The organism is Roseivivax isoporae LMG 25204, from assembly GCF_000521865.1.
In the GTDB taxonomy this organism is placed as follows: Bacteria; Pseudomonadota; Alphaproteobacteria; order Rhodobacterales; family Rhodobacteraceae; genus Roseivivax; species Roseivivax isoporae.
The window spans coordinates 16232-42118 of record NZ_JAME01000010.1 but is presented as its reverse complement, the minus strand read 5'-3'; the positions used below and the strand labels follow the sequence as shown (position 1 = coordinate 42118).

Sequence of the window (25887 nt, the reverse complement as noted above, 5' to 3'; positions counted from 1 at the left end):
CGGTTCAGAGCGTCCAGGGCAGGCGGTCGAGATCGACGTTGCCGCCGGTGATCACGACGCCGACCGTCCGGCCGCGATAGGTTTCGGGGTTCTTCAGGATGCAGGCGAGCGGCACCGCGCAGGACGGCTCCATCACGATCCTGAGATGCTTCCAGGTGATCTTCATGGCCTCGACGATCTCGGCCTCGGAGGCGGTCTGGATGTCGGTCACGAAGCGGGACACGAAATGCCAGGTGTTCTCCTTGAGCGGCACCTTGAGGCCGTCGGCGACGGTCTCGGGCGCGTCGTCGGCGATGATGTGCCCGGCCTTGAACGACCGGAAGGCGTCGTCGGCCTGCTCGGGCTCGGCGGCATAGATCGCGACCCCGGGCGCGAGGGCCGACAGGGTCAGGCAGGTGCCCGAGATCATGCCGCCGCCGCCGATCGGCGCCACCACCGCGTCGAGCGTGGCGCCCATCTCGGCCGCCTGCTCGAGCAGTTCCGCCGAACAGGTGGCCTGCCCGCAGATCACGCGGGGATCGTTGTAGGGGTGCACGAATTCCGCGCCCGTCTCCTCCTGCACGCGCGCGAAGGTCGCCTCGCGCGACGATGTCGAGGGCTCGCATTCGGTGATCCGGCCGCCGTAGCGGCGCACCGCGTCCTTCTTTGCCTCGGGCGCCGTGCGCGGCATCACCACGTGGCAGGGGATGCCGCGGCGGCCCGCGGCGTAACTCAGGGACAGCGCGTGGTTCCCGGAGGAATGGGTGGCGACGCCGCGGCGCGCGGTCTCGTCGTCGAGGCCGAACACCGCGTTGCAGGCGCCGCGCACCTTGAAGGCGCCCGCCTCCTGGAAGTTCTCGCACTTGAAGAGCAGCCGTGCGCCGGTCAGCGTGTCCAGATAGTCGGACCGCAGGACCGGCGTCCGCCGGATGTGCGGGCGGATCCGGTCATGCGCCGCGCGCATGTCCTCGATGGTCAGAGTGGCGATTTCGGTCGTGGCGTCGAGCATGGTGGTGTCCTCCTCAGGCGGCGTCTTTGAGGGCGGTGGCACGGGTCGCGCGGTAGACCTCCTGCGCCGCGGCGGTGCCCGAGCCCAGCGTGACGGGCAGGCCGAGATCGGCCATGACCATCTCCGCGGTCGCGATGCCCGACAGTGCCATGACGTCGGTCAGGCTGCCAAGGTGGCCGATGCGGAAGACCTTGCCGGCGACCGCGCCGAGCCCGGTGCCGAACGCGACGCCGTAGGCCTCGGCCGCATGCGCCACGATGCGGTTCGCGTCGAAGCCCTCGGGCGTGCGGATCGCGCTCACGGTGTCGGACTGGAGCTCCGGCCGCACGGCACAGAGCTTGAGCCCCCAGGCCGCGACCGCCGCACGAACGCCCTCGGCGATGCGGTGATGGCGGGCGAACACCGCCTCGAGCCCCTCGGACAGCAGCATGTCGCAGGCGATGTTGAGCCCGTTCATCAGGCCGACGGCGGGCGTGTAGGGATAGCCGTTCGCGGCATAGCCCCGCTCCATGTCGCGGGTGTCGAAGAACGTCCGCGGCAGCGTGGCCGTCGCCCGCGCCTCGAGCGCCCTCTGCGAGAAGCCGAGGATGGCGAGGCCCGGTGGCAGCATGAAGCCCTTCTGCGAGCCCGTGACCGCGACGTCGACGCCCCATTCGTCGAAGCGGAAATCCATCGAGGCGATCGAGGACACGCCGTCGACGAAGAGCATGGCAGGATGGCCGGCCGCGTCCATCGCCCGGCGCACCGCGGCGATGTCGGACCGCACGCCGGTCGCGGTCTCGTTGTGGGTGGCGAGCACCGCCTTGATCCGGTGGCCCGTGTCTGCGGTCAGCGCCTCCTCGAAACGGTCGGCGGGAATGCCTTCGCCCCAAGGCGTCTCGATGATGGTCATCTCGAGCCCGTGGCGTTCGCACATGTCGATCCAGCGGGCCGAGAACATGCCGTTCCGCGCGACGAGGACGCCGTCGCCGGGCGAAAGCGTGTTGGAGAGCGCGGTTTCCCAGCCGCCGGTCCCGGTCGACGGGAAGAGGAAGATCTCGGCGCTGTCGCTTTTCAGCACGCGGCGCACGCCAGTCCGCGCGGGATGCAGGATCTGGCCGAAGAGCGGCGAGCGATGGTCGATCGTCGGCATGTCGCAGGCGCGGCGCAGCGCCTCGGGAATGTTGGTCGGGCCGGGGATGAACACCGGGTTCTGCATACTCATGGCCATCTCCTCCTGAGCGATGCCCGTGTTCTAGGCGATGCGTCGATGCCGGCACAATTTTTTTGAAAACGTTTTTCAGAAACGCATCGTGACGCAAAATGCATGATTGTCAGTGGGTTGAATTTTTCATAGAGAGAAAACGTATTTCAGAAAGCGAGGATTCCGCCGTGGCGACTGGCGATGACACCCCCGAATCCGGCCGCCGGGCCCGCGGCCGCCCGCGCGGCTGGCACGACAGGACCGAGCAGAACACGATCAAGTCGCTCGACCGCGCGATGGAGGTCCTCGACCGGCTGAGCGAGCTGCCGGGCGTGTCGCTGTCGGCGCTCGCCGCCGATCTCGACCAGTCGCCGGCGACGGTCTATCGGGTGCTGACGACGCTCGAGGGGCGGGGGCTCGTGGAGTTCGACGCCGAGGCACAGCTCTGGCACGTGGGCGCGCAGGCCTTCGTGATCGGCGCGCGGTTCCTCCGTCGCACGAGCCTCGTGGAACGCGCGCGGCCCATCCTGCGCAATCTGATGGAGGCGACGGGCGAGACCGCGAATCTCGGCGTGGCGCGGGGCCCGGCCGTCCTGTTCGTGAGCCAGGTCGAGACCGACGCCTCGATCCGGGCGTTCTTTCCGCCGGGCACCCTGTCGCCCATGCATGCCTCGGGGATCGGCAAGGCGCTTCTCGCGCGGATGGACGAGCGGCGGCTGGCGCGGCTCCTGTCCACGCCGCTCGAGCGGTTCACCGAGCACACGTTCTGCGACGCCGACGCGCTGCGCACCGAGCTTGCGGCGACGCGGGCGCGGGGCTGGGCGCTCGACGGCGAGGAAAAGACGCTGGGCATGCGCTGCATCGCGGCGCCGGTCTTCGACATGTCCGGCGAAGCGGTCGCCGGCGTCTCGGTCTCGGGCCCGGTCAGCCGGGTGTCCGACGGCAGCATCGACCGGGTGGCGCAGGAGGTCTGCGCTGCCGCCGCCGCGCTCACCGCGGCGGTGGGGGGCGTCTGGCCGGCGCCCGCCGGGGCGGGCGGGCGCGGGTGAGCGTTCAGGCGCGCGGCAGCGCCATGTGCCGGTTCACGTCCTTGTAGAGCACGTAGCGGAACCGCCCCGGGCCCCCGGCATAGCAGGCCTGCGGGCAGAAGGCGCGCAGCCACATGAAGTCGCCCGCCTCGACCTCGACCCAGTCGGCGTTCAGCCGGTAGACCGCTTTGCCCTCGAGCACGTAGAGCCCGTGCTCCATCACGTGCGTTTCGGCGAAGGGGATGACCGCGCCGGGCTCGAAGGTGACGACGGTCACGTGCATGTCGTGGCGCAGGTCGGTCGGGTCGACGAAACGGGTCGTGGCCCAGCGGCCGTCCGTCCCGGGCATGGGCGTGGGTGCGACGTCGCGCTCGTTGGTCACGATCGGTTCCGGCCGGTCGAGCCCCTCGACCGCCACGTAGGCCTTGCGGAACCAGTGGAAGCGCAGCGGCACGTCGCCGTCATTGCGCAGCCGCCACGCCTCGCCCGCGGGGATGTAGGCGTAGCCGCCCGGGCCAAGGTCATGCGGCGTTTCGCCGATGGTGAGCCGCGCATGCCCCTCCATCACGAACAGCACCGCCTGTGCGCCCGGATCGGTCTCGGGCCGGTCGGACCCGCCGCCCGGCGCCACCTCCATGATGTATTGCGAGAAGGTCTCGGCGAAGCCCGACAGCGGGCGCGCCAGCACCCAGAGCCGCGTGGCGTCCCAGAACGGCAGGAAGGACGTGACGATGTCCTGCATGGTGCCGCGCGGGATCACCGCGTAGGCTTCCGTGAACACGGCCCGCCCGGTGAGAAGCTGGTCCTGACCGGGATGGCCGCCGCGCGGCGCGTGGTAGACGGGGTCTGTCATGGGTCCTCGTGTCCTGCCTGTCGTTCCCGACTATGGAGCGTCGGTGCCATGGCGACCATGCGCATCCGGCCGACAGGTGCTTTCGGAAATTTTGCACAATCGGCCGCGCTGGCCCTCAGCGGTCCGCGGCCGGACCGCCGGTCGCCTGCGGGAAGGCCGCGCGCCAGCGCGCGCTGAAGAGCATGCGCTTCTGCCGATCGGACGCGACGAGCAGCTTCGGCGACAGCTCGACCGGCCGCAGGAGCGAGGGGCCCGCGTCCACGTCGACCGCGCCGCTCGCCACAAGATCCTCGAGATCGGTCAGCAGGTCCGCCGCGCCGAGCGCCGCGCGCCCCGCGGGCGAGAGCAGGAAATCCACCATCTCGGCGCCGAGCGCGCCGTCCGCCGCGCCCTTCGGGATCATCGCGCCGCGCGACAGGATCAGCGTGTAGTCCCCCGGCGCCACGATCCCGAGCCGGGGCGTGCGCGCGGCCAGTTCCAGCGCGTAGGAGCCGATGATGTTGTAGGCGATGAGGTAGTCGCCCGCGAGCACGCCGGCCATGATCTCGGCCGAGCAGCAGGTGGCGACCGTGTCCGCGCGCCCGAACGCCTCCATCAGGCCGCCGAAGGTCGTGGCCTCGAGCGAATCCGCGTAGGCAAAGAGGTAGCCCAGCCCCGACGCCTCGATGTCGTAGGTGGCGACGCGCCCGGCATAGGGCCGGTCGTCGTCGCGCAGGAGGTCGAGCAGGTCGAAGCGCGAGTGGGGCACGTCCTCGGGCGGCACGAGGTCGCGGTTGTAGACCATCACGGCGGGTTCCCGCGTCACGCCCCAGAGTTCGTCCCGCCAGCCGAGTGCCGCGGGCAGCGCCGCGGTCTCGGCCGAGACGTGCCGCGTGGCGCAGCCCTGGTTCACCAGGTCGACCATGTGGTGCACGGCCGAGCTGATCACGAGGTCTGCCGCGCGACCGCCCGCGGCGCAGTCGGCCCGCGTCACGTCGTAGAGGTTGTTCGACAGCCATTGCTCGTAGCGCACGGCGACGCCCGGCCGCGTCTCGAGGAAGGCCTCGATCACCGGCCGCATCACCGAGAGGTCCGTGGTCGAGCGCAGCACCATCTCGCGGACGGCCCGGGGGGCGCCGAGCCGTTCCGCCAGCTCCTGTGCCGGCGCGGACGTGGCCAGAGCGGCGAGGAAAAGCCCGGCCACGGCGCTGCGGAGCGCGCGCCTCATTCGGGGCGCTCCAGCGGCAGGACCAGCGCGATCTCGAACCCCGTGCCGGTGCGGGACGGGGCGAGCCGCCCGCCGTGGTTCACCGCGACCGCGTTCGCGATGGCGAGCCCGAGCCCGCCCGCACCGGCCGAGGCGCTGTCGCGGGTGAACCGGTCGCCCATGCGCGCCAGCGTCTCGGGGTCCGGGCCGGGACCCGCGTCGCGCACCCAGAGCCGCGCCGCGCCGTCCGCCACGCCCACGCCGAGCGCGACGGGCTCCGCGCCGTGGCGCAGCGCGTTGCCGAGAAGGTTCTTGCCCGCCTCGGCAAGCGACAGAAGGTCGCCTGCGATCGGCACCTCGTTCTCGGGCAGGTCGAGCCGCACCGGGCGCCCGCCGGGGATCACCACAGCATCGGTCTGCTCGAACACCTCGAGCGCCACGTCGCGCAGGTCGAGCCGTTCCTTCGGCACAGCGTCGCCCCGGTGCACCACCATGCCCTGGCTCAGCAGCTGGTCGAGAAGCCGCGACAGCGTGCGCGCGCGGTCCTGCACGCGCGCGATGAGCGCGGCCTGCCGGGCGGGATCGTCCTCCTCCGCGGCGGCGTCGAGCTGCACGCGGATCGCGGCGAGCGGCGTGCGCAGCTGGTGGGCGGCGTCGCTGATGAGGTCGCGGTTCGCGCCGAGCTGCCGTTCGAGCCGCCGCATGAAGGCATTGAGCGCGTCGCGCAGCGCCGCGATCTCGCGCGGGGCGGGCTCGACGAGCGGGGTCAGGTCGGTCGGGTCGCGCCGCGCCAGCGTGTCGCCGATGCGCGTGAGCGGCGTCAGCGCCGAGGCGACGGCGAGGCTTGCGAAAAGCGCGATGGCGATCCCCGCGGCGCCCAGCACCGCCAGCGCGTTGCGCGCGATGTCGTGGGCCAGTTCGCGCCGTGCGAGGAGCGTGTGGCCGACGACGATCTCGACCGGCCCGGAATAGCCGCGCTCGGCGAAGCGCCGCGTTACCGCGACGTAGCGCGCGGACTCGCCGCCGAAACTGCCGTTGTAGAAATCGACGTCGCGCGCGGTCTCGGGGCGGGGCGCGTTCGGGCTGCCGGTCAGCGTGATGCCGGCCTTGTCGGTCACGCGGTAGTCGATGCGGTCGCGCCCGGCGAGCGCCAGCAGCTCGAAGGCCGAGACCGGGAGATCGACCACGGGTTCGCCGTCGCGGATCGTGATGGATTCCGCGATGTCGCTCGCGGCGCCCACGAGCAGTCGGTCATATGCCTCGCGCGCGGCGTGCCGGCCGTAGGCGAGCGCCGCGGCCAGCACCACCGCGCCGCCCACCAGCACCACGGCCGCGACCGCCGCGGCGATGCGGCCCTTGAGCGACACGGTGGTGCGCGGGGTCGCGGCGGCGTCACTCAAGGGCGGGCGCCTCGAGCGAGTAGCCGAGCCCGCGATGGGTGCGGATGCGCACCTCGGAGCGGCCGAGCTTCTTGCGGATGCGCGCCACGTAGAGCTCGATCGCGTTCACCCCCACGTCCACGTCGTCGAAGCTGAAGAGCCCCTCGAACAGCCGGTCCTTCGACACGATGCGCCCGGTATTGCGCAACAGGATGTTGAGCAGCGTAAGCTCGCGCCGCGTCATCGGCACGAGCTCGCCCTGCAGGCGCACGGTGCGCGCCGCCGCGTCGTAGACGATGTCGCCCACCGCGATCTCGGGCGCCGGCTGGTCGGTGCCGCGGCGGGTCAGCGCGCGCACCCGCGCGCAGAGCTCGCGCAGGTCGAAGGGTTTCACTAGGTAGTCGTCGGCGCCCTCGTCGAGCGATCCGACGCGGGTCTCGACGGAAAAGCTTGCCGACAGCATCAGCACGGGCGTTCCGTCCCGCCTGCGGCGCAGCTCGCGCAGAAGGGTGCGGCCGTCGCCGTCGGGCAGCTGGATGTCGAGGATCACGAGGTCGAAGCCCTGCACCTCGACGAAGGCGCGGGCGTCGGCCAGGCTGCGCGCCACGTCGCAGGCGAAGCCCTCGCGCGCGAGGTAGCCCGCCACCGTGTCCGCCACGTCGGTGGCGTCCTCGACCAGCAAAAGCCGCATGTTCCGTCCTCCCGCCGCCGAGACTAGGCGCCGTAGCGGCAAACGGGAAGCGTCCCCGTGACGCCGTGACAGGTTGATGACAGCCTCCGGGGCTAAGCTCCGCCCGGGAAGAGGAGGGCAGTTCATGCCCCCTGAACGTGGAGGAGACCCAGATGCTCAAGACAACCCTCACCGGGGGCGCGGTCGTCGCGACCCTCGTCATCGGCCTGCCGATCGGAGCCACGGCGCAGGAATTCACCCCTGATCAGCCAGAGTGCATCGCGCCCGCCGCGGCCGGCGGCGGCTGGGACTTCACCTGCCGCCAGGTGGCGCGGGTGCTGCGCGAGACCGACCTGATCGACGGCACGATGCGCGTGCAGAACCTGTCGGGCGGCGGCGGCGGCGTCGCCTATGCCGAGGTGGTGAACAAGCGCAACGACGAGGACGACCTGATCGTCGCCGCGTCGACCGCCACGGCAACCCGGCTCGCGCAGGGCGCGTTCCCGGGCAACACCATGGACGAGGTGCGCTGGCTCGGGACCATCGGCGCCGATTACGGCGTGATCGGCGTGCGGCCCGATTCCGAGTTCGAGGACCTGCCGGGCCTCATGACCGCGCTGTCCGAGGATCCGACCGCGATCTCGATCGGCGGCGGCTCCGCCTCGGGCGGCTGGGACCACCTCAAGGTGCTGATGGCCGCGCAGGAAGCGGGGATCGAGAACCTGCGCGCGATCAAGTACGTGGCCTTTGCCGGCGGCGGCGAGGCGATCAGCCAGCTGCTTGCGGGCTCGCTGCAGGCCTACACGGGCGATCTGTCCGAGGCGATGGGCTTTGTCGAATCGGGTGACCTGCGGGTGCTCGCGGTGCTGGCGCCGGAGCGGCTCGAGGGCGATTTCGCCGACTTCCCGACCGCGCGCGAGCAGGGGCTCGACGTGGTGGGGGCCAACTGGCGCGGCTTCTACGCACCGGGCGGCATGAGCGACGCGGCCTACGACTGGTGGGTCGGCCAGCTCGACACGATGTACGAGAGCGAGGCGTGGCAGTCGGTGATGGAGAGCAACGGCCTTGCCGATCTCGACCTGCAGGGGGCCGAGTTCACCGACTTCGTGTCCGACTCGATCAGCGAGATCGAGACGATCTCGCGCGAGATCGGGCTCATCCAGTAAGCCCACACGGGCGGGCAGGGGCGCGCCGCGCCGCAGGCAGCCGTCCGCGCGATCCGCGCGGGCGGCGCCGCGTGGACGCGGCCGCTCCCACAGACGGGAGGTACCTTCCATGATGAGTGACCGTGTCCTCGGCGGCGTGGGCCTCGCGCTCGCCGCCTTCTACGCCTGGGCGGCGACGATCATCCCCGAGCCCTTCGCGTCCGACGCCATCGGGCCAGACGGCTTTCCCATGATCATCGCGGCCGTGCTGGCGCTCTCCTCGCTCTACTTCGTGCTGAAGCCCGATCCCGATCCGAAATGGCCCGCGCTGAACCGCCTGGCCGAGATCGGCTTCGCGCTCCTCGTGATGTTCGGCTATGCGCAGGTGCTGCCGGTCCTGGGCTTCGTGTTCTCGACGATCCTCATCACCGCCTACCTGACCTGGCGGCTCGGCGCGGGTCCGCTGACCTCGCTCCTGAACGGCGTCGGCACCGCGGTCGGGCTCTTCGTCATCTTCGAACTCATCTTCGGCCTGTCGCTCGCCGACGGTCCGCTCGGTTTCTGAGGGCACGCACATGGACATCCTTGCATCCCTCGGCGACGGCTTCTCGGTGGCGCTGTCCTGGCAGAACCTCGCGCTGGCGCTTCTCGGCTGCTTCCTCGGCACGATGATGGGCGCGCTGCCGGGCCTCGGGCCGGCGAACGGCGTGGCCATCCTGATCCCGCTCGCGTTCACGCTCGGCCTCGATGCGGTCGCGGCGCTGATCCTGCTGACCTCCGTCTATTACGGCGCGATGTACGGCGGGCGCATCTCGTCGATCCTTCTGAACATCCCCGGCGACGAGCCCGCGATGATGACCTGCCTCGACGGCTATCCCATGGCGCAGGCGGGGCGCGCGGGCGAGGCGCTCGCGCTCTCTGGCGTCGCGTCCTTCGTCGGCGCGTTCTTCGCGACCTGGGGGCTCGTCTTCCTCGCGCCCGCGCTCGTGAACATCGCGCTGCTCTTCGGGCCGGCCGAGTATTTCGTGCTCTTCACGCTCGCCTTCGCCACGCTCGGTGGGATCGCGGCCACGAACCAGGCCAAGTCGGCCTTCGCCGCGGCGCTCGGCATCGGCATCGCCATGATCGGCGTCGACACCCAGACCGGCGTGCAGCGCTTCACCTTCGGCGAGGTGCACCTCTACGACGGCATCGACTTCCTGATCGCCATCGTCGGCCTCTTCGCGCTCTCCGAGGTGTTCGTGTTCCTCGAGCACCGCGGCCAGGGCGAGAGCGGCGGGGCCGCGGGCAAGATGAAGATCGGCCGGCTCACCCCGTCCTGGGGCATGCTGCGCTACTGCACGCCCACCATGATCCGCTCGACCGTGCTGGGCTTCCTCGCGGGCGTGCTGCCCGGGGCGGGGGCCTCGCTCGGCTCGTTCCTGGCCTATTCGGTGGAAAAGCAGGTGGTCGATCCGCGCTCGAAGACCTTCGGCAAGGGCGATCCGCGGGGCGTCGCGGCGCCCGAGGCGGGCAACAACGCGGCCTCGGGCGGAGCGCTGGTGCCGATGCTGGCGCTCGGCGTGCCGGGCTCGGGCACCACGGCGGTGCTGCTCGCGGTGCTCCTGACGCTCAACATCCAGCCTGGGCCGCTGCTGTTCCAGAACAATCCCGACGTGGTCTGGGGCCTGATCGCGGCGCTCTTCATCGCGAACTTCATGCTGCTTGCGCTGAACATCCCGATGGTGGGGATCTTCACCCGCGTCCTGCTGGTGCCCTCGCACATCCTGATGCCGATCGTGGCCATGATCGCCTTCATCGGGATCTATTCCATCACCGGCTCCACCTTCGAGCTGACCATGATGGTGGGCTTCGGCGCACTCGGCTGGCTGCTGCGCAAGCTCGAAGTGCCGCTGGTGCCGGTGATCCTGGGCATCCTCCTCGGCAACGAGATGGAGGTGAATCTGCGCCGCGCGCTCACCATCTCGAACGGGGAATGGTCGACGCTGTTCGACAGCTGGCTCGCGCTCGCGCTCTGGACCATCGCCATCGTGGGCTTCGTGCTGCCGATCTTCCTCGGCAAGCGCGTGAAGAAGAAGATGGAGGACGCGGCCGAGGAAGGCCCGCTCGGCGACTGAGCCCGACCGTCTGACGACCGGTCGGGGGGCACGGGAAGCCGTGCCCCCCCGTGTCGTTCCGGCGCCTCAGAACGGAAAGAAGATCGGCAGGACGATCACCGCCAGCACCGCGAAGAGGATGTTGAGCGGCAGGCCCACCACCACGAAGTCGCGGAACCGGTAGCCGCCCGCGCCGTAGACGAAGGTGTTCGTCTGGTAGCCGATGGGCGTGGCGAAGCTCGCCGAGGCCGCGAACATCACCGCCATGATGAAGGGCCGCGGATCGAGGCCCAGCTGCTCGGCGAGCGCGATGGCGATGGGTCCGACCAGCACCGCCACGGCGCTGTTCGACACGGTCTCGGTCAGCGCGCTCGTCAGCACGTAGACCGCGGCCAGGATCGCAACCGGGCCCGCGCCCTCGACCAGCCCCACCGCGCGCTCGACCAGAAGCCGCGCGGCGCCCGTCTCCTCCAGCCCCATGCTCAGCCCCAGCATGCCGAAGATCAGGAACAGGATGCGCCAGTCGATGGCGGCGAACGCGTCCTCGGGGTCGATGCAGCGGGTCAGCATGACGATCACCGCGCCGATCACCGACAGGCCCGCGATCGGCATGACGTCGAAGGTGGCGAGCGCCATGACGCCGAGGAGCGTCGCGACGGCGATCCAGGCCCGGTCGCGGCGCATCGGCTGTTCCGAAGGCTGGGTGAGATTGACCACCAGCCCCTCCTCCGACATCCGCTTCAGCCCCTCGGCCGGTCCTTCGAGCAGCAGCGTGTCGGCGAAGGCAAGCCGCATCCCGTCGATATTCGTCGAGAAGTTGCGGTCGTTGCGATGCACCGCCGTCACGTAGACGCCGTAGCGCCGGCGCAGGCGGAGCGACCCGAGCGGCCGGCCGCGCAGGGGCGAGTTCGGTCCGATGCTGGCCTCCATGGTCACCGTGCGCTCGGCGGTCACGGGTTCGAGCCCCGTTCCGGTGATGTCGTTGAAGGCGACCTGCCCGTCGCTGCGCAGTCCGAGGATCTCGCCCGCCGCGGTCTTGACCACCACGCGGTCGCCGGCCTCGAGCGTCAGCCCCTCGAGCTGGCGGCGCATGGAGGCGTCGCCGCGGATCACGTCGACGATGCGGGCTTCCTGGCGGTTGAAGGGCAGGTCCCTGAGCGCGCGGCCCACGTACCGCGACCCGGCCGGGATCAGGAGCCGGGCAAGGAACGCGCGGCGCGGCTCGCCCGCGAGCACGCCGGCGAGCGAGGTGCGGTCGGGCAGCAGGAAGCGTCCCGCGAACACCATGTAGGCCATGCCTGCCGCGGCAAAGACGAGGCCTGCGCCCGCCATCTCGAACATGCCGATGGGCGGCTGGCCGGCCGCGCGCGCGACGCCCGACATCAGGATGTTGGTGGAGGTCCCGACGAGCGTCAGCGTGCCGCCGAAGATCGCCGCGAAGGAGAGGGGCATCAGCAGCCGCGAGGGCGACACGCCCGTCGCCGCCGCGAGCGAGATGGCGATGGGCGTGAGCAGGATCACGACCGGGGTGTTGTTCATGAACGCAGACGCCGCGACCGTGGTCGCCATCAGGCCCAGGAGGACCTTCAGGAACGATCCGCCCGTGCGCGCGCGCAGCGCGTCGCCCACCATGTCGAGCACGCCGGTCCGCTCGAGCGCCGCGGACAGGATGAACATCATCGCGATGGTGATGGGCGCCGGGTTCGAGAAGACCGCGAGGAAGTCGTCGGTGGTGACGATCCCCGCGGCGAGGAGCGCCGCGGAAGCCGCGAGCGCGATGACCTCGGGCGGGTAGACTTCTTTCAGGAAACTCAGAAAGACGACGCCCAAGAGAACGAGGACGAAGATCTGGTCGAGGGTCATCTGGTGGAATCCCGGGGGTTTGGACGCCGGATATTCCTCTGCGCCGCGGCGCAACACAACGGGTCACGTGCACCGCGCGGGGTGCGCGGGCGGCCTCTGCCGACGGCGCGGGCAGAGCCCGCACCGCGCGGGGATCAGTCCTCGCCGCGCGCCTCGGTCTTGCGCAGCGTCGGGAAGAGCAGGATGTCGCGGATCGACGTGGTGCCGGTCAGCACCATCGCCAGCCGGTCGATCCCGATGCCGATGCCCGCCGCCGTGGGCATGCCGTGGTCGATCGCCTCGAGGAAGTCGAGGTCGAGCTCCTTCATGGTCTCGCCGCGCGCCTGCGCCTGCTGCCACTGGTCGGTCATGCGCTCGCGCTGCGCCACCGGGTCGTTGAGCTCGGAGAACGCGTTGCAGACCTCCCACGCGTTCACGTAGGTCTCGAACCGCTCGGTCAGCCGCGGCTCGCCCTCCATCACCTTGGCAAAGGGCGAGATGTCGACCGGGAAGTCGGTCACGTGGGTGGGCTGGATCAGCGTGTGCTCGACCGCCTCCTCGAACACGAAGGCAAGGCACTCGCCCCAGGTCCAGTCGTCCTCGACCTCGTAGCCGAGCGCCTTGGTCTTGGCCCGCGCGGTGGCGTCGTCCTCGATCGCGAGGAAGTCGATGCCGGTCGCGTCCTTGACCGCCTGCGGCATGGGCAGGCGCCGGAACGGCGCGCCGAAATCGATCACGTGCTCGCCCATGGTGGCCGTCGGGCCGCCGTTCACGAGCTCGGACAGCTCCGCGAACATCCGCTCGACCAGGTCCATGGCGTCGGTGAAGCTGGCATAGGCCCAGTACGCCTCGAGCATGGTGAACTCGGGGTTGTGCCGGGTCGACAGCCCCTCGTTGCGGAAGTTGCGGTTGATCTCGAAAACCTTGTCGGTCAGCCCCGAGACCAGCACGCGCTTGAGGTAGAGCTCGGGCGCGATGCGCAGGAACATGTCCTGGTCGAGCGCATTGTGGTGCGTCACGAAGGGATCGGCCGAGGCGCCGCCATAGATCGGGTGCAGCATCGGCGTCTCGACCTCGAGAAAGCCGTCGCGCCCCATGAAGTCGCGGATCTTCGCGAGGATGCGGGACCGCGCGATCAGCCGCTCCTTGCTCTCGGGGTTCACCATCACGTCGAGGTAGCGCTTGCGGTGGCGCGTCTCGACGTCGCGGATGCCGTGATGCTTCTCGGGCATCGGGCGCAGCGTCTTGCACAGCATGGTGACCGTGCGGGCGTTCACGGTGATCTCGCCGCGCGGGGTGCGCCGCACCTCGCCGGTCACGCCGATGATGTCGCCCACGTCGATCATCGGAAGGAAGTCCATCGCCTCGGCCGGGGTCTCGTCCTTGTGGCAGAACACCTGAACCTTGCCCGACGCGTCGCGCAGGTCCATGAACATGCCCGAGTTGCGGCTGGAATAGACGCGGCCCGCGACCGACACGACGTCGCCGCTGCGCTCGCCCGCCTCGAGATGGGCGTATTTCTCGGCCAGCTCGGCCTGCGTGATCGTGCGGTCGAAGCGCAGCGGGTAGGGGTCGATGCCCTGCGCGATCATCCGGTCGCGTTTCTGGCGCCGGGCTTCCTCGGTGTTGGTCGACAGGGTCTCGGGCGTGTCTGCGCTCATGCCTGTGCTCCTTCCTTGAGGATGCGGATTGCCTGCGTCAGCCGGTAGCGGCACATGGCCCGGCCGATCAGCGCCATGGACTGGAAGACCGGCAGCGACCGCTGGCTGCCCGTGATCGCGACGAAGAGGGGCCCGACCGCGTCGCGCAGCTTCAGCCCCTTGGCCTCGGCCGCGTCGCGCACGCCCGCCTCGATGGCCTCGGCGGTCCAGTCGGGCAGGGTGTCGATCAGTCCCATGACCTCGGTCAGGATGTCGAGGCTGCCCTCGGGCGTCATCTTCTTGGCGACGAAACTCTCGCGCGTGATGCCGAGATCGGCCTGGAAGACGAACGAGATCAGCGGCCCGAGCTCGCTCAGCCGGTTGACCCGCGACTGCGCGAGCTTCAGCGCTTCGTCCATCTTGCCGCGGGTGTTGGCCCAGTCCCGCACCATGGCGACGAAGCCCTCGGCATCGGTGCGTTCGCGGATCCAGCGCCCGTTGAGCCAGTTCAGCCGGTCGAGGTCGAAGACCGCGCCGGCAAGCGCGAGGCTGTCCGGCGCGAAGTGCCGGGCGAGATCCTCGCGCGGCATCATCTCTTCGCCCTCGCCGATCGAGATGAAGAAGAGGCCGAGATAGTTCACCAGCGCCTCGGGCAGGTAGCCCGCATCGGCGAACCAGCCGAGCGAGGTGGGGTTGCGGCGCTTCGACAGCTTCGAGCGGTCGGCGTTGCGCAGCAGCGGCAGGTGGTAGAAGACGGGCTTCTCCCAGCCGAAATAGTCGTAGAGCGCGATGTGCTTCGGAACCGAGCTCAGCCATTCCTCGCCGCGCGCCACGTGGGTGATGCCCATGAGGTGATCGTCGACCACGTTGGCGAGGTGGTAGGTCGGCATGCCGTCGGACTTCAGGATCACCTGCATGTCCACTTCGGACCAGCCGATCGCGGTGTCGCCGTGCACCATGTCGGTGAAGCGGCACTCCCCCTCCTCGGGGATCTTCATCCGCACCACGTGCGGGATGCCCTCGGCCTCGTTCTTGGCCACGTCCTCGGGCGACAGGCGCAGGCAGCGGCCGTCATAGCGCGGCGGCTGGCCCGCCTTGCGCTGCGCCGCGCGCATCATGTCGAGCCGCTCGGCGGTGCAGAAGCACTTGAAGGCGTGCCCCTCGTCGAGCAGCCGGTCGACGTATCCGCCGTAGATGTCCTTGCGCTCGGACTGCCGGTAGGGCGCGTGCGGGCCGCCCTTGTCCGGGCCTTCGGTCCATTCGAGCTTGAGCCAGTCCAGCGCCTCGAGCAGGCGCTCCTCCGCTTCGGGGGTGGAGCGCTTCTGGTCGGTATCCTCGATGCGCAGGATCATCTCCCCGCCGAGCTTGTCGGCCAGCAGGAGGTTGAACAGCGCGATGTAGGCGGTGCCGATATGCGGCTCGCCGGTGGGCGAGGGTGCGATGCGCAGGCGGACGGGATGCGCCATGAGGAGCCTTCGATCTAGGTTCGGGTGTCGCGCCTTCCCCTATGCGGGCCGCTCCCCGGGTGCAAGGCCGAAGCGGGCAGGGCCCGAGGGACGCGCGCGGACGCCCGGGCCCGCAGAGACCCGCGGGGAGGTGGACCACGCCCGACGATCTGCTAAGGATCGCGCGCGGCCGGCGGGGCACCCGACCCCCGGGGGCCGCCCGTTCCGCACGAGGAGGACCCGCGCCCGATGATCCCCGACACAGTCCTGGCAGAGCTCCGCGCGGCTCTCGGCGACCGGCTGTCGACCACGGACGCCGAGCGCGCGGTGCACGGGCGCAACGAGGCCTATCATCCCGAGGCGCGACCCGACGCGGTGGCCTGGCCCGAGACCACCGGGGAGGTCTCGCGCATCCTGCGGGCCTGCCACGGCGCGGGCGTGCCGGTGACCGCCTACGGCGCGGCGTCCTCGCTCGAGGGACAGCACCTCGCGGTGCGGGGCGGGCTCTGCCTCGACATGTCCCGCATGGGGCGGCTCCTGTCGGTGCGGGCCGAGGACCTGTGCTGCACGGTGCAGCCGGGCCTCACGCGCAAGCGGCTGAACGAGGAGCTGCGCGCGACCGGCCTGTTCTTTCCCGTCGATCCGGGCGCCGATGCAAGCCTTGGCGGCATGGCCGCGACGCGCGCCTCGGGCACGACGGCGGTGCGCTACGGCACGATCCGGGACAACGTGCTGGCACTCGAGGTCGTGCTGGCCGACGGCACGGTGATCCGCACGGGCAGCGCCGCGCGCAAGTCCTCGACGGGATACGACCTGACCCATCTCATGATCGGCAGCGAGGGGACGCTCGGCATCATCACCGAGCTGACGCTCCGCCTGCACGGGGTCCCCGAGGCCGTGACCGCCGCGACCTGTCGCTTTCCCGACGTGGCTTCCGCCGTCGACTGCGTGATCCTCACGATCCAGTCCGGTCTGCCCGTCGCGCGGATCGAGCTTCTGGACCAGAACATGGTGCGCGGCTTCAACCTGCATTCCGATGCGGGCCTGCCGGAGCTGCCGCACCTGTTCCTCGAGTTTCACGGGACCGCGGCGGGCGTCGCCGAGCAGGCCGACGGCTTCGCCGCCATCGCGAAAGAGTTCGGGGCCGAGGGCATGGCCTTCGCGACCCGCACCGAGGACAGGAGCGCGCTCTGGGCGATGCGGCACGATGCGCACTACGCGTCCCTCGCGCTCGGCGGCAACCGGCGGATCTGGGCAACCGATGTCTGCGTGCCGATCTCGCGGCTGGCCGAGGCGGTGGTCTGGGCGCAGGACGAGGCCGCGCGGCTCGGTCTCACCTCGACCATCGTCGGCCATGTGGGCGACGGCAACTTCCATTGCGGTGTCAGTCTCAGCCCCGAGGACCGGGACGAGGTCGCGCGCGTGCACGATTTCACCCACCGGCTCGCCGAGCAGGCGCTGGCGCTCGGCGGGACGATCTCGGGCGAGCACGGCATCGGGCTCGGCAAGCGCGACATGATGGCGGCGGAACACGGGACGGCGCTCGGCGCCATGCGGGCGATCAAGGCCGCGCTCGACCCGAAGGGAATTCTCAATCCGGGCAAGCTCCTGCCCGAGGAGGCGTGATGGCGGGCTCTTTCCTTGCCCTGGGCGAATGCATGGTGGAACTGGCAGAGGCGGGCGACGGACTCTACCGGCGCGGCTTCGCCGGCGACACCTTCAACACCGCGTGGTACGCGCGCCGGCTCCTGCCCGACGACTGGACGGTGTCCTACGGCAGCGTGATCGGCACCGATCGCGTGTCCGGGGAAATGGCGGACTTCATGGACGCCGAGGGCATCGACACCTCGACGCTCCGCCGCGATCCCGAACGCACGGTCGGGCTCTACATGATCGCGGTCGCGGACGGCGAGCGCAGCTTTTCCTACTGGCGGGGACAGTCGGCCGCGCGCCGGCTCGCCGACGATGCGGGCTGGCTGTCCGAGGTGCTCGCGGGGCAGGCGATGGTGCATGTCTCGGGCATCACGATGGCGATCCTGCCACCCGAGGGGCGGCTCACGCTCTGCGCGGCGCTGGCGCGCGCCAGGGCCGCGGGCACGACGGTCTCTTTCGACACGAACCTGCGTCCGCGGCTCTGGGAGAGCTCCGAGGCGATGCGCGACGGGCTGACCCGTGCGGCCGGGACCGCGGACATCGTGCTGCCGAGCTTCGACGAGGATTCCGTGCTCTTCGGCGACGCGGTGCCCGACGACACGATCGCCCGTTACCGCGCGCTCGGCGCGCGCTGCGTCGCGGTCAAGGACGGCGCCGGGGCCCTCACGCTCTGGTCCGAGGAGACGGGCCGCGCGACGCTCATGCCCGAACGCGTGACGCCGGTCGACACGACCGCCGCGGGCGACAGCTTCGCCGCCGGATTTCTTACGGGTCTCGCGACGGGTGCCGCGCCCGAGGCGGCCGCGCGGGGGGGCATCGCCCTCGCGGCCCGGGTGATCGCGGCGCCGGGCGCGCTGGTGCGCGGCGCCGTCGCCTGAGTACCCCGGGGGCGGGAAGGCCCGCGCCTAGTGCGCGGTGCCCTCGTCCTTCTTGCCGCCGAAGACCGACGACCAGGCCGGGCCGATCACCTTCGTGCCGATCGGGATCAGCGCGAAGCCGAGCGCGACCCCGAGGATGCCGTCGCAGAGCGCGGTCACGATCCATTCGACCGCCCCGTGCAGGCTTTCGGGCGTCGCCGATGCGACGGCGACCGCGATCGCGTGGATGACCTCCTCGGGCGCGTGCCAGCCGAGCTGCGCGAGCCCGTGCACGATGATCGACCCGCCGACCCAGAGCATCGCGGCCGTGCCCACGACCGACAGCGTCGCCATGACCCACGGCATCGCCTTGACGATCCCGCGTCCCGTCGCGCGACCGATCCCGGTGCGCCCGGCCTGCGCGAGCCAGAGCCCGACATCGTCCATCTTCACCAGCAGCGCCACCGCGCCGTAGACCGCCGCGGTGATGAGCAGCGCCACCGCCGCGAGGGTCGCCGCCTCCATCCAGAAGCTGCCCTCGGGGATCGCGGCGAGCGCGATGGTCATGATCTCGGCCGACAGGATGAAGTCGGTCTTGATGGCGCCGGCCACCTTCTGCTTCTCGAGGTGCTGGGCGTCCACTGGCTTGGACTTGCGCGCCTCGGTGCCGGGGTCGGGCTGGTGGAACAGCGCGTGGTGCAGCTTTTCCGCGCCCTCGAAGCACAGATAGGCCCCGCCCAGCATCAGCAGCGGCGGGATCGCCCAGGGCGCGAAGGCCGACAGCAGGAGGCCCGCGGGCAACAGGAACACCAGCTTGTTGATCAGCGAGCCCCGCGCGATCTTCCAGATGATGGGCAATTCGCGCGCGGGCGGAAATCCGGTGACGTATTTCGGCGTCACTGCCGCGTCGTCGATAACCGCGCCCGCGGCCTTCGACCCCGCCTTGACCGCCTGTGCGGCCACGTCGTCGACCGAGGCGGCCGCGACCTTGGCAATCGCCGTCACGTCGTCGAGTAGCGCCAGAAGCCCGCTCATGTCATCTCTCCCGTCCTGGCCCCGCGGGGCATGGCCACCCTTATAGGACCGCGTCCCCGGCACAAGTCCGCATGAACCTAGCGCCGCACCCGCACCGCGGCGAGACCGCGCGGGCGCAGCCGGCAGTTTCATTTCCCGTTCCGCGTGGTATTCCGGTCGGCAAGCCCGATCACCCGAGGAGGACATCTTGGCCGACACCCGCGCCAACCGGCGGTTCCGTTCGCAGGAATGGTTCGACAATCCCAACAACCCGGGAATGACCGCGCTCTATCTCGAGCGTTACCAGAACCAGGAATTCACCCGCGCCGAGCTGCAATCGGAGCGGCCCGTCATCGGCATCGCCAATACCGGCTCGGACCTCGCGCCCTGCAACAAGATCCACGTCTTCCTGATGGACCGGATCAAGGCGGGCATCCGCGACGCGGGCGGGATCCCCATGGAATTCCCCGTCCACCCGATCCAGGAGACGGGCAAGCGGCCGACCGCCGCGCTCGACCGCAACCTCGCCTATCTGAGCCTCGTAGAGGTGCTGCACGGCTACCCCATCGACGCGGTGGTGCTGACCACCGGCTGCGACAAGACCACCCCCGCCATGCTGATGGGAGCCGCGACCGTCGACATCCCGGCGATCGCGCTGAACGGCGGACCCATGCTCGACGGCTGGTGGAAGGGCCGGCGCGCGGGCTCCGGCACCATCGTCTGGGAAAGCCGCCGGCTGCTCGCCGAGGGCAGCATCGACTACGACGAGTTCATGGCCCGGGTCTGTGCCTCGGCGCCCTCGCTCGGGCACTGCAACACCATGGGCACGGCCTCGACCATGAACGCCATGGCCGAGGCGCTCGGCATGACGCTGCCCGGCGCGGCGGCGATCCCCGCGCCCTTCCGCGAGCGGATGGAGATGGCCTACCTGACCGGCCGCCGCATCGTCGAGATGGCGTGGGAGGATCTAAAGCCCTCCGACATCCTGACGCGCGCGGCGTTCGAGAACGCCATCGTGGTCAACGGCGCCATCGGCGGGTCCACCAACGCGCCGCCGCACCTGCAGGCCATCGCGCGGCATGCCGGCGTCGAGCTCGACGTCACGGACTGGGAGCGCGTGGGCTACGACGTGCCGCTCCTGCTGAACATGCAGCCGGCCGGCGAATACCTGGGCGAAAGCTTCTTCCGCGCGGGGGGCGTGCCCGCGGTGATGGGCGAACTCGCGCAGGCCGGTCGGCTGCATCTCGGCTGCATGACGGCGAGCGGCCGGCCGCTCGCCGAGGCGCTCGGCGACGCGCGCAGCCGCGACGAGGACGTGATCCGCCCCCATGACCGGCCGCTCCGCACCCGCGCGGGGTTCAAGGTCCTCACCGGCAACCTCTTCGCCTCGGCGCTCATGAAGACCTCGGTGATCTCGGAAGAGTTCCGCCGCCGGTTCCTGTCGCGCGAGGGGCAGGAGGACGTGCACGAGGCGCGCGCCGTGGTGTTCGAGGGGCCCGAGGATTACCACGACCGCATCAACGACCCCGATCTCGGCATCGACGAGACCGCGATGCTCTTCATCCGCAACGTGGGATGCGTCGGCTACCCGGGCTCGGCCGAGGTGGTGAACATGCAGCCGCCCGACGCGCTGATCCGCGCGGGCGTGGCGCACCTGCCGACGGTGGGCGACGGGCGCCAATCGGGCACGTCGGAAAGCCCCTCGATCCTGAACGCCTCGCCCGAGGCGGCGGTGGGTGGCGGCCTCGCGCTCCTGCAGACCGGCGACCGGGTGCGGCTCGACCTCAACGAAAGCCGGCTCGACGCGCTGGTGGACGAGGCGGAGTGGGAGGCGCGTCGCGCCGCGTGGACGCCGCCCGAGCTGCACCACCAGACGCCGTGGCAGGAGATCTACCGCACCCATGTGGGCCAACTGGGCGAGGGCGGCTGCCTCGAACTTGCCACCGCATACCAGCGGATCGCGCGGGACCTGCCGCGCGACAACCACTGAGCGCGGCCATGGCACCGCAGGACGACCGTGATGCGAGCCGGACGATCATGATCACCGGCGCGGGCAGCGGCATCGGCCGGCTGACCGCGCGCGCCTTCCTCGACGCGGGCTGGCGCGTGGCGCTCGTCGGCCGGCGCGAGGCGCCGCTCGTCGAGACCGCCCAGGGCCGTGGCGCGGCCTTGGTCCTGCCCTTCGACGTGTCGGACCCGGACGACGTCGACAGCGGCTTTGCCGCCGCAATCGCGGAATGGGGTCGGCTCGACGCGCTCTTCAACAATGCGGGCCTCATCCTCGGCGCGCGCATGATCGACGAGATCGCGGTCGAGGACTGGCTCGCCCTCATGCAGGTGAACGTGTCGGGCATGTTCCTCTGCGCGCGGGCAGCCTTCGCGCAGATGCGCACGCAGGACCCGCAGGGCGGGCGGATCATCAACAACGGCTCGATCGCCGCGCACGTGCCGCGCTACGGCTCGGCGCCTTACACGATGTCGAAACACGCGGTGACCGGGCTGACGCGCGCGCTCAGCCTCGACGGGCGCGCCTTCGGCATCGCCTGCGGCCAGATCGACGTGGGCAACGCCATGACCGATATGGCCGCGCCCATGGCGGCGGGCGTGCCGCAGGCGGACGGCTCGATCCGTCCCGAACCGGTGATGGACGCCGCGCACGTGGCGTCCTCGGTCCTGCACATGGCGTCGCTGCCGCTCGAGGCGAACGTGCAGTTCATGACGGTGATGGCCTCGCACATGCCCTATATCGGCCGCGGCTGAGCGCCGCCCTCAGGCGGCCGCGTGCCAGGCGAGGAGCGCCGCACGGCTTTCGGCCCAGAGATCGGGCAGCGCGCGCAGCTCGTCGGCGTCGAGCCGCTCGCCGCGCTTCACCCGCGTCTCGATGCGGCGCAGCGCGTCCGCCAGCGCCACCATGCCGAACGTGCCGCAGCTGCCGGCGATCTTGTGGGCGATGGGCGCGATCTCGGGTGCGCCGGGTGCGCGCGCGGCCAGCGCCGCCACGGTGCCCTCGGTTTCGGTCAGGAAGCGGTCCATGAGCCGCGCGCGCGTCTCGGGCGCGAGGCTCTCGGCGAGGCTCTGCAGCTGGCGTTCGTCGACGAGCGGGGCGCGCTGCGGCGCGGCCTCGAAGCCCGCATAGCCCGCCTCCGCCTCGTCCGCCCCGCCGGTCACCGAATCGAGTGCGCCGATCAGGTCGGCGCGGTCCACGGGCTTGCTGATCGCGCGTTCCATGCCCGCGGCACGGAAGCTCTCGATCTCCTCGGGCAGGGCGTGCGCCGTGACCGCGATGATCGGCGCGTCGGCGGAGGCGCCCTGGCCCGCGCGGATCCGCCGTGCGGCTTCGGGCCCGTCCATGACCGGCATCGAGATGTCCATGAGGATCGCGTCGAAGGCCTCGGCCTCGGCGCGCTCGACGCCGGCGCGGCCATTCGCGGCCTCGACCACCGTGTGGCCCTCGGCCTCGAGCATCTCGCGTGCGACGAAGCGGTTGATCTCGTTGTCCTCCACGAGAAGCAGCCGCAGCGGCCGGCGGCGCGACGCGGTGCGGACCGCGGCGTCGTGGTACGCCTCGTCGCCGAAGGACGCGGTGCGGGCCGTCTGCGGCTCGGGCGCCTCGCGCAGGGGGGCCAGCGGGACGCGCAGCCAGAAGAGGCTGCCTTCGCCGGGCGTGCTCTCGGCGCCCATCTCGCCGTCCATGAGCGCCGCGAGCCGCCGCGCGATGCCGAGCCCGAGGCCGGTGCCGCCGGCGGTGCGCGCGTAGGAGCTGTCGAGCGTCACGAAATCCTGGAAGATGCGGTCGAGGTCCTCCTCGGCGATGCCGATCCCGGTGTCGATGACGCGGAACTCCACGAGATCCTCATCGCCGCGCAGGCGCTCCACCTCGATCTCGACGCTGCCGTCGCGGGTGAACTTGACCGAGTTGCCGACGAGGTTCAGCAGCATCTGCCGCAGCCGGCGCATGTCGCCCACCGCGCCCGGCTGCTCGGGTCCGACCCAGCGCCATTCCACGCTGTTGCCCTGCGCCGCGGCGAGGGGTGCGGTGGTCTGCACCACCCCGTCGAGAAGCCGCGCGAGCGAGAACGGCCGCGTCTCGACCTCCATCTTGCCGGCCTCGAACTTGGCAAGGTCGAGTACGTCGTTCACGAGCCCGAGCAGCAGCCGCCCCGACGAAGACATGCGGTCGAGCAGCTCGGACTGCCGCTCGGTCAGCGCGTGGTCGCGCAGGAGCTGCATGGTGCCGAGAAGGCCGTTCAGCGGCGTGCGCATCTCGTGGCTCATGACCGCGAGGAATTCCGCCTTGGCGCGCTCGCCGGCCAGCGCGCGGTCGCGTGCCTCGGTCAGCCCGTCCTCCGCGGCCTTGCGGCGCGAGATGTCGCGCAGGAACACGACGAAGACCGGCTTGCCGCCGCTGATCCCGCGGTCGAACGAGATCTCGACCGGGAAGGCCCGGCCGGCGATGTCCTGCGCCATGGTTTCGAACTGGCGCTCCTCGGGACCCGGCCGGGTGCCGGTCCCGAGGAAGCGCAGCGCGCCGTTGCGCAGCGGATCGCGCAGCGTTTCCGGAAACAGCAGGTCGACGATCGACGCGCCCATCGCGTCCGCGGGGCGCAGCCCGAGCGTCGTCTGCGCGGCGCGGTTGATCTGGCGCACGCGGCCCTCGGAATCGGTCACGAAGATCGCGTCGAGCGAGGTGTCGGCGACGGTCTGGAGCCGCGCGGCACCTTCCTGCACCTCATGGGCGCGCTCCTGCGCGAGCCGCGCCAGCCGCGACAGCGACCCCGCGAGCAGGAGGAGCCCGGCGAAGAGCACGGCGAGGATCGCCGCCATGAGCACCAAGGCGGTCAGGAGCTCGATGCGGCGCGTCTCGGTCTGCGCCGCGAGCGCCGACAGCGCGGCCAGCGAGAAGCGGCGCACGTTCTCTCCGGCGGCGGCGGCGCGTTCGTCGAGCTCGGGCAGCGCGGCGGCCAGCGCGGCGTCGCTGCCGTCGATCAACGGCACCGTGGCCTGCAGGAAGCCCTGCACGCGGTCGACCGGCGCGGCGAACGACGCGTCCTCGCGCAGCGTGTGGAACGTGTCGGCCTCCTCGAGGGTGGCCATGCGGCTGTAGAAGATGTCGAACCGCTGCCGCAGTTGCGACAGCTGCGCGGCGTCGGGTTCGGCGCGGGCATCTGCGAGCGACAGCCGGAAGCGCAGGAATTCCACGTCCGCCTGCGCGAGGCTCCACTGCATGTTGTCCGAGCTCGCCACCGACAGGTCGTCGATGTGCCGCAGGATCAGCGTCGCCATCCCGGCGACCAGTCCCAGCACGAACACCACGGCCGAGGCCGCGAGCCCCGTCCGGACCCATGTCCGCCGCTTTCCGTGTTGTTCCACAGGCCCGCTCACGCCTGCTCTCCTTCGTCAAGAGGCCCGCACGCGGGCGTCACCGGGTCACTCGTCGATCACGATCCGGTCGAGCTGCCAGATCGACCGGGCATAGATCACCTCGCTGCGGTAGGTCGCGTCCGAATCGTAAGGGTAGACGATCCAGAGCGGCCCCTTGTCGCGCACCGACATCGGAGCGCCGTTCATCTCGTAGGCCACGATCGGCGCCGCGTCGCCCCAGTCGTCGCGGGGGATCTGCACGGCGTAGTCGTTGATCGCCGTGGCCAGCGCCGTGTCGCCGGCGGCGCCCACGCTGTCGAGAATCGCCGACAGGGGCACCCCGGTGAATTCCTGGGTTCCCTCCGTCCAGATCGTCGACGTGCTGAAGGTGATGCTCGGCATCGCCTCCAGCATGGGCCGGTCAAAGCGGGCGACGCCATCGCCGTTCGTCTCCGCGATGTCGCCGCGGATGGTCAGCAAGACGTCGCCCGAAGGCTCGGAAAGCCCCTCGGCCGCAACCGCCGACACCGTGAACGCCACGGCAACGGCCGCAGCAACCCAGTTGTGCATCACGCAAGGCTCCCACTCGATCGGATCCATCATCGCGCCAGGTCGCCCGGCAGGCCAGCCGGGCATCGGAGCAGGTCACCTATCCGAACGGATAGGCCATTGCCGGGCGTCCGATGCTGTCGCGCCACAGGTGCAGAGCCAACCGTCACCAGAAATCGGTATGTCCCGGCTTTTGCCCTATTCCCGGCAAAATATATCTGACTTATAGATTAAAGGTCGCGGCGCCTGACTCGCGCTCTGGTAGAATCCCGGATCGACGCGCCTCGTGCGACGCGCACCACGATGCAGGGGGGATCCAATGTCGACAGCTCAGCCGGTGCAGGCGACGAGACAATCCACCGGAGGCGCCATGCGGGTGCTCATCGCCGATGACCACGACCTCCTGCGCGACACGCTGGACCTGTTCCTGACCAGCGAGGCGGGAATCGAGACGGTCTGCGCCGCGAACTTCAACGACGCCGCGCAGCTCGTGGCCGAGGGGCCCGATTTCGACCTCGTGCTCCTCGATTACGGGATGCCGGGCATGGACGGGCTGAACGGGCTCGAGCGCATGCTGCGGATGCCCGGCGGGCACCGCGTCGCCATCATCTCGGGCAGCGCCACGCGCGAGGTGGCCGAGGCCGCGCTCGAGAGCGGCGCGGCCGGCTTCCTGCCCAAGACGCTGTCGGCCAAGTCGCTGGTGAACGCCGTGCGCTTCATGGCCATGGGCGAGCAGTACGCGCCGCTCGACTTCATGCGTGCGGCCGAGGCCGCACCGCAGCATCCCCTCGCCGAGCAGCTGTCGACCCGCGAGTTCGAGGTCCTGAAGGGACTGACCGAGGGCAAGTCGAACAAGGAGATCGCCCGCGATCTCGACATCCGCGAACCGACGGTCAAGCTGCACGTCAAAACGCTCTACCGCAAGATCGGGGCGGCGAACCGCACCCAGGCGGCAATGATCGCGAAGGAGGCCGGCCTCTTCTGACGCCCGGCAGGAA

General features: G+C 70.6%; 21 protein-coding genes. 9 read left to right on the top strand and 12 right to left on the bottom strand.

The genetic code is table 11. The features are described 5' to 3' along the window. Positions 1-4: 4 nt before the first annotated feature. Positions 5-988 (bottom strand): beta-hydroxyaspartate dehydratase BhcB, encoded by a 984-nt coding sequence (gene bhcB, locus RISW2_RS08240; protein ID WP_043769009.1) that lies wholly within the window; start codon positions 986-988, stop codon positions 5-7. Between the two features lie 13 nt (positions 989-1001). Next, the gene (gene bhcA, locus RISW2_RS08235) at positions 1002-2192 is read right to left on the bottom strand and encodes an L-aspartate--glyoxylate aminotransferase BhcA (RefSeq protein WP_043769007.1); all 1191 of its coding nucleotides are present in this window, start codon (positions 2190-2192) and stop codon (positions 1002-1004) included. Between the two features lie 167 nt (positions 2193-2359). On the opposite strand from bhcA, the gene bhcR reads away from it, so the two are divergent. Continuing rightward, positions 2360-3220 carry an HTH-type transcriptional regulator BhcR gene (gene bhcR, locus RISW2_RS08230; protein WP_043769005.1) on the top strand — a complete coding sequence of 287 codons (861 nt, stop codon included), beginning with the start codon at positions 2360-2362 and terminating at the stop codon, positions 3218-3220. Between the two features lie 4 nt (positions 3221-3224). Here the strand turns inward: bhcR and RISW2_RS08225 are convergent, their stop codons facing one another. The 4 genes from RISW2_RS08225 to RISW2_RS08210 all read right to left on the bottom strand — a co-directional run bounded on the left by RISW2_RS08225 (position 3225) and on the right by RISW2_RS08210 (position 7308). Further along, the gene (locus RISW2_RS08225; protein ID WP_043769003.1) at positions 3225-4052 is read right to left on the bottom strand and encodes a bifunctional allantoicase/(S)-ureidoglycine aminohydrolase; all 828 of its coding nucleotides are present in this window, start codon (positions 4050-4052) and stop codon (positions 3225-3227) included. A gap of 115 nt (positions 4053-4167) precedes the next feature. Continuing rightward, a complete protein-coding gene (locus RISW2_RS08220) occupies positions 4168-5259 on the bottom strand; it encodes an ABC transporter substrate-binding protein (RefSeq protein ID WP_043769000.1) in 1092 nt (363 codons plus the stop codon). Further along, positions 5256-6638, bottom strand: a complete 1383-nt coding sequence (locus RISW2_RS08215) for a sensor histidine kinase (RefSeq protein ID WP_051491870.1) — start codon at positions 6636-6638, stop codon at positions 5256-5258. Before RISW2_RS08215 ends, RISW2_RS08220 begins: the two co-directional genes overlap by 4 nt. Beyond that, entirely contained in the window at positions 6631-7308 is a 678-nt protein-coding gene (locus tag RISW2_RS08210; protein ID WP_043768998.1) for a response regulator, read from the bottom strand. Before RISW2_RS08210 ends, RISW2_RS08215 begins: the two co-directional genes overlap by 8 nt. Before the next feature lie 152 nt (positions 7309-7460). Here RISW2_RS08210 and RISW2_RS08205 point away from each other — a divergent pair, with 152 nt between their 5' ends. The 3 genes from RISW2_RS08205 to RISW2_RS08195 all read left to right on the top strand — a co-directional run bounded on the left by RISW2_RS08205 (position 7461) and on the right by RISW2_RS08195 (position 10549). Further along, positions 7461-8453: a Bug family tripartite tricarboxylate transporter substrate binding protein gene (locus RISW2_RS08205; RefSeq protein ID WP_043769181.1), complete on the top strand. Its 993-nt coding sequence runs from the start codon at positions 7461-7463 to the stop codon at positions 8451-8453. 109 nt (positions 8454-8562) lie between these two features. Beyond that, a complete protein-coding gene (locus tag RISW2_RS08200; RefSeq protein ID WP_341872011.1) occupies positions 8563-8997 on the top strand; it encodes a tripartite tricarboxylate transporter TctB family protein in 435 nt (144 codons plus the stop codon). A gap of 10 nt (positions 8998-9007) precedes the next feature. Then, positions 9008-10549, top strand: coding sequence for a tripartite tricarboxylate transporter permease (locus RISW2_RS08195; RefSeq protein ID WP_043768996.1), 1542 nt, complete (start codon positions 9008-9010; stop codon positions 10547-10549). 66 nt (positions 10550-10615) lie between these two features. Here the strand turns inward: RISW2_RS08195 and RISW2_RS08190 are convergent, their stop codons facing one another. The 3 genes from RISW2_RS08190 to gltX all read right to left on the bottom strand — a co-directional run bounded on the left by RISW2_RS08190 (position 10616) and on the right by gltX (position 15476). Further along, on the bottom strand, positions 10616-12391 hold the full coding sequence (locus RISW2_RS08190; protein ID WP_043768994.1) for an SLC13 family permease: 1776 nt from the start codon (positions 12389-12391) through the stop codon (positions 10616-10618). A gap of 134 nt (positions 12392-12525) precedes the next feature. Then, a complete protein-coding gene (lysS, locus tag RISW2_RS08185; RefSeq protein ID WP_043768992.1) occupies positions 12526-14031 on the bottom strand; it encodes a lysine--tRNA ligase in 1506 nt (501 codons plus the stop codon). Continuing rightward, positions 14028-15476 carry a glutamate--tRNA ligase gene (gene gltX / locus RISW2_RS08180; RefSeq protein ID WP_043768990.1) on the bottom strand — a complete coding sequence of 483 codons (1449 nt, stop codon included), beginning with the start codon at positions 15474-15476 and terminating at the stop codon, positions 14028-14030. Before gltX ends, lysS begins: the two co-directional genes overlap by 4 nt. Before the next feature lie 228 nt (positions 15477-15704). Here gltX and RISW2_RS08175 point away from each other — a divergent pair, with 228 nt between their 5' ends. Next, positions 15705-17081, top strand: coding sequence for an FAD-binding oxidoreductase (locus RISW2_RS08175; RefSeq protein WP_043768988.1), 1377 nt, complete (start codon positions 15705-15707; stop codon positions 17079-17081). Beyond that, a complete protein-coding gene (locus RISW2_RS08170) occupies positions 17081-17986 on the top strand; it encodes a sugar kinase (protein WP_043768986.1) in 906 nt (301 codons plus the stop codon). The genes RISW2_RS08175 and RISW2_RS08170 overlap by 1 nt, the downstream gene beginning before the upstream one ends. Before the next feature lie 27 nt (positions 17987-18013). Here RISW2_RS08170 and RISW2_RS08165 read toward each other — a convergent pair whose 3' ends face one another. Next, positions 18014-19000 carry a DUF808 domain-containing protein gene (locus RISW2_RS08165; protein ID WP_043768984.1) on the bottom strand — a complete coding sequence of 329 codons (987 nt, stop codon included), beginning with the start codon at positions 18998-19000 and terminating at the stop codon, positions 18014-18016. 187 nt (positions 19001-19187) lie between these two features. Here RISW2_RS08165 and RISW2_RS08160 point away from each other — a divergent pair, with 187 nt between their 5' ends. Beyond that, complete coding sequence (locus RISW2_RS08160) at positions 19188-20969, top strand: IlvD/Edd family dehydratase (RefSeq protein ID WP_043768982.1); 1782 nt, start codon at positions 19188-19190, stop codon at positions 20967-20969. Between the two features lie 8 nt (positions 20970-20977). Continuing rightward, a complete protein-coding gene (locus tag RISW2_RS08155; RefSeq protein WP_043768980.1) occupies positions 20978-21739 on the top strand; it encodes an SDR family oxidoreductase in 762 nt (253 codons plus the stop codon). 9 nt (positions 21740-21748) lie between these two features. Here the strand turns inward: RISW2_RS08155 and RISW2_RS08150 are convergent, their stop codons facing one another. Together RISW2_RS08150 and RISW2_RS08145 are read right to left on the bottom strand one after the other, a co-directional pair. Beyond that, positions 21749-24361, bottom strand: a complete 2613-nt coding sequence (locus RISW2_RS08150; protein ID WP_156943800.1) for a hybrid sensor histidine kinase/response regulator — start codon at positions 24359-24361, stop codon at positions 21749-21751. Positions 24362-24406: 45 nt separating this feature from the next. Continuing rightward, positions 24407-24943, bottom strand: a complete 537-nt coding sequence (locus tag RISW2_RS08145) for a putative pterin-binding protein (protein WP_244437528.1) — start codon at positions 24941-24943, stop codon at positions 24407-24409. A 316-nt stretch (positions 24944-25259) separates the two neighbouring features. On the opposite strand from RISW2_RS08145, the gene RISW2_RS08140 reads away from it, so the two are divergent. After that, entirely contained in the window at positions 25260-25874 is a 615-nt protein-coding gene (locus RISW2_RS08140; RefSeq protein ID WP_043768978.1) for a response regulator, read from the top strand. Positions 25875-25887 lie beyond the last annotated feature (13 nt).

Coding starts and splice junctions, on each gene's coding strand:
- bhcB (WP_043769009.1), bottom strand. CDS start 988: ATGCTCGACGCCACGACCGAAATCGCCACTCTGACCATCGAGGACATG.
- bhcA (WP_043769007.1), bottom strand. CDS start 2,192: ATGAGTATGCAGAACCCGGTGTTCATCCCCGGCCCGACCAACATTCCC.
- RISW2_RS08225 (WP_043769003.1), bottom strand. CDS start 4,052: ATGACAGACCCCGTCTACCACGCGCCGCGCGGCGGCCATCCCGGTCAG.
- RISW2_RS08220 (WP_043769000.1), bottom strand. CDS start 5,259: ATGAGGCGCGCGCTCCGCAGCGCCGTGGCCGGGCTTTTCCTCGCCGCT.
- RISW2_RS08210 (WP_043768998.1), bottom strand. CDS start 7,308: ATGCGGCTTTTGCTGGTCGAGGACGCCACCGACGTGGCGGACACGGTG.
- RISW2_RS08205 (WP_043769181.1), top strand. CDS start 7,461: ATGCTCAAGACAACCCTCACCGGGGGCGCGGTCGTCGCGACCCTCGTC.
- RISW2_RS08200 (WP_341872011.1), top strand. CDS start 8,563: ATGATGAGTGACCGTGTCCTCGGCGGCGTGGGCCTCGCGCTCGCCGCC.
- RISW2_RS08195 (WP_043768996.1), top strand. CDS start 9,008: ATGGACATCCTTGCATCCCTCGGCGACGGCTTCTCGGTGGCGCTGTCC.
- RISW2_RS08190 (WP_043768994.1), bottom strand. CDS start 12,391: ATGACCCTCGACCAGATCTTCGTCCTCGTTCTCTTGGGCGTCGTCTTT.
- lysS (WP_043768992.1), bottom strand. CDS start 14,031: ATGAGCGCAGACACGCCCGAGACCCTGTCGACCAACACCGAGGAAGCC.
- gltX (WP_043768990.1), bottom strand. CDS start 15,476: ATGGCGCATCCCGTCCGCCTGCGCATCGCACCCTCGCCCACCGGCGAG.
- RISW2_RS08175 (WP_043768988.1), top strand. CDS start 15,705: ATGATCCCCGACACAGTCCTGGCAGAGCTCCGCGCGGCTCTCGGCGAC.
- RISW2_RS08170 (WP_043768986.1), top strand. CDS start 17,081: ATGGCGGGCTCTTTCCTTGCCCTGGGCGAATGCATGGTGGAACTGGCA.
- RISW2_RS08165 (WP_043768984.1), bottom strand. CDS start 19,000: ATGAGCGGGCTTCTGGCGCTACTCGACGACGTGACGGCGATTGCCAAG.
- RISW2_RS08155 (WP_043768980.1), top strand. CDS start 20,978: ATGGCACCGCAGGACGACCGTGATGCGAGCCGGACGATCATGATCACC.
- RISW2_RS08145 (WP_244437528.1), bottom strand. CDS start 24,943: ATGATGGATCCGATCGAGTGGGAGCCTTGCGTGATGCACAACTGGGTT.
- RISW2_RS08140 (WP_043768978.1), top strand. CDS start 25,260: ATGCGGGTGCTCATCGCCGATGACCACGACCTCCTGCGCGACACGCTG.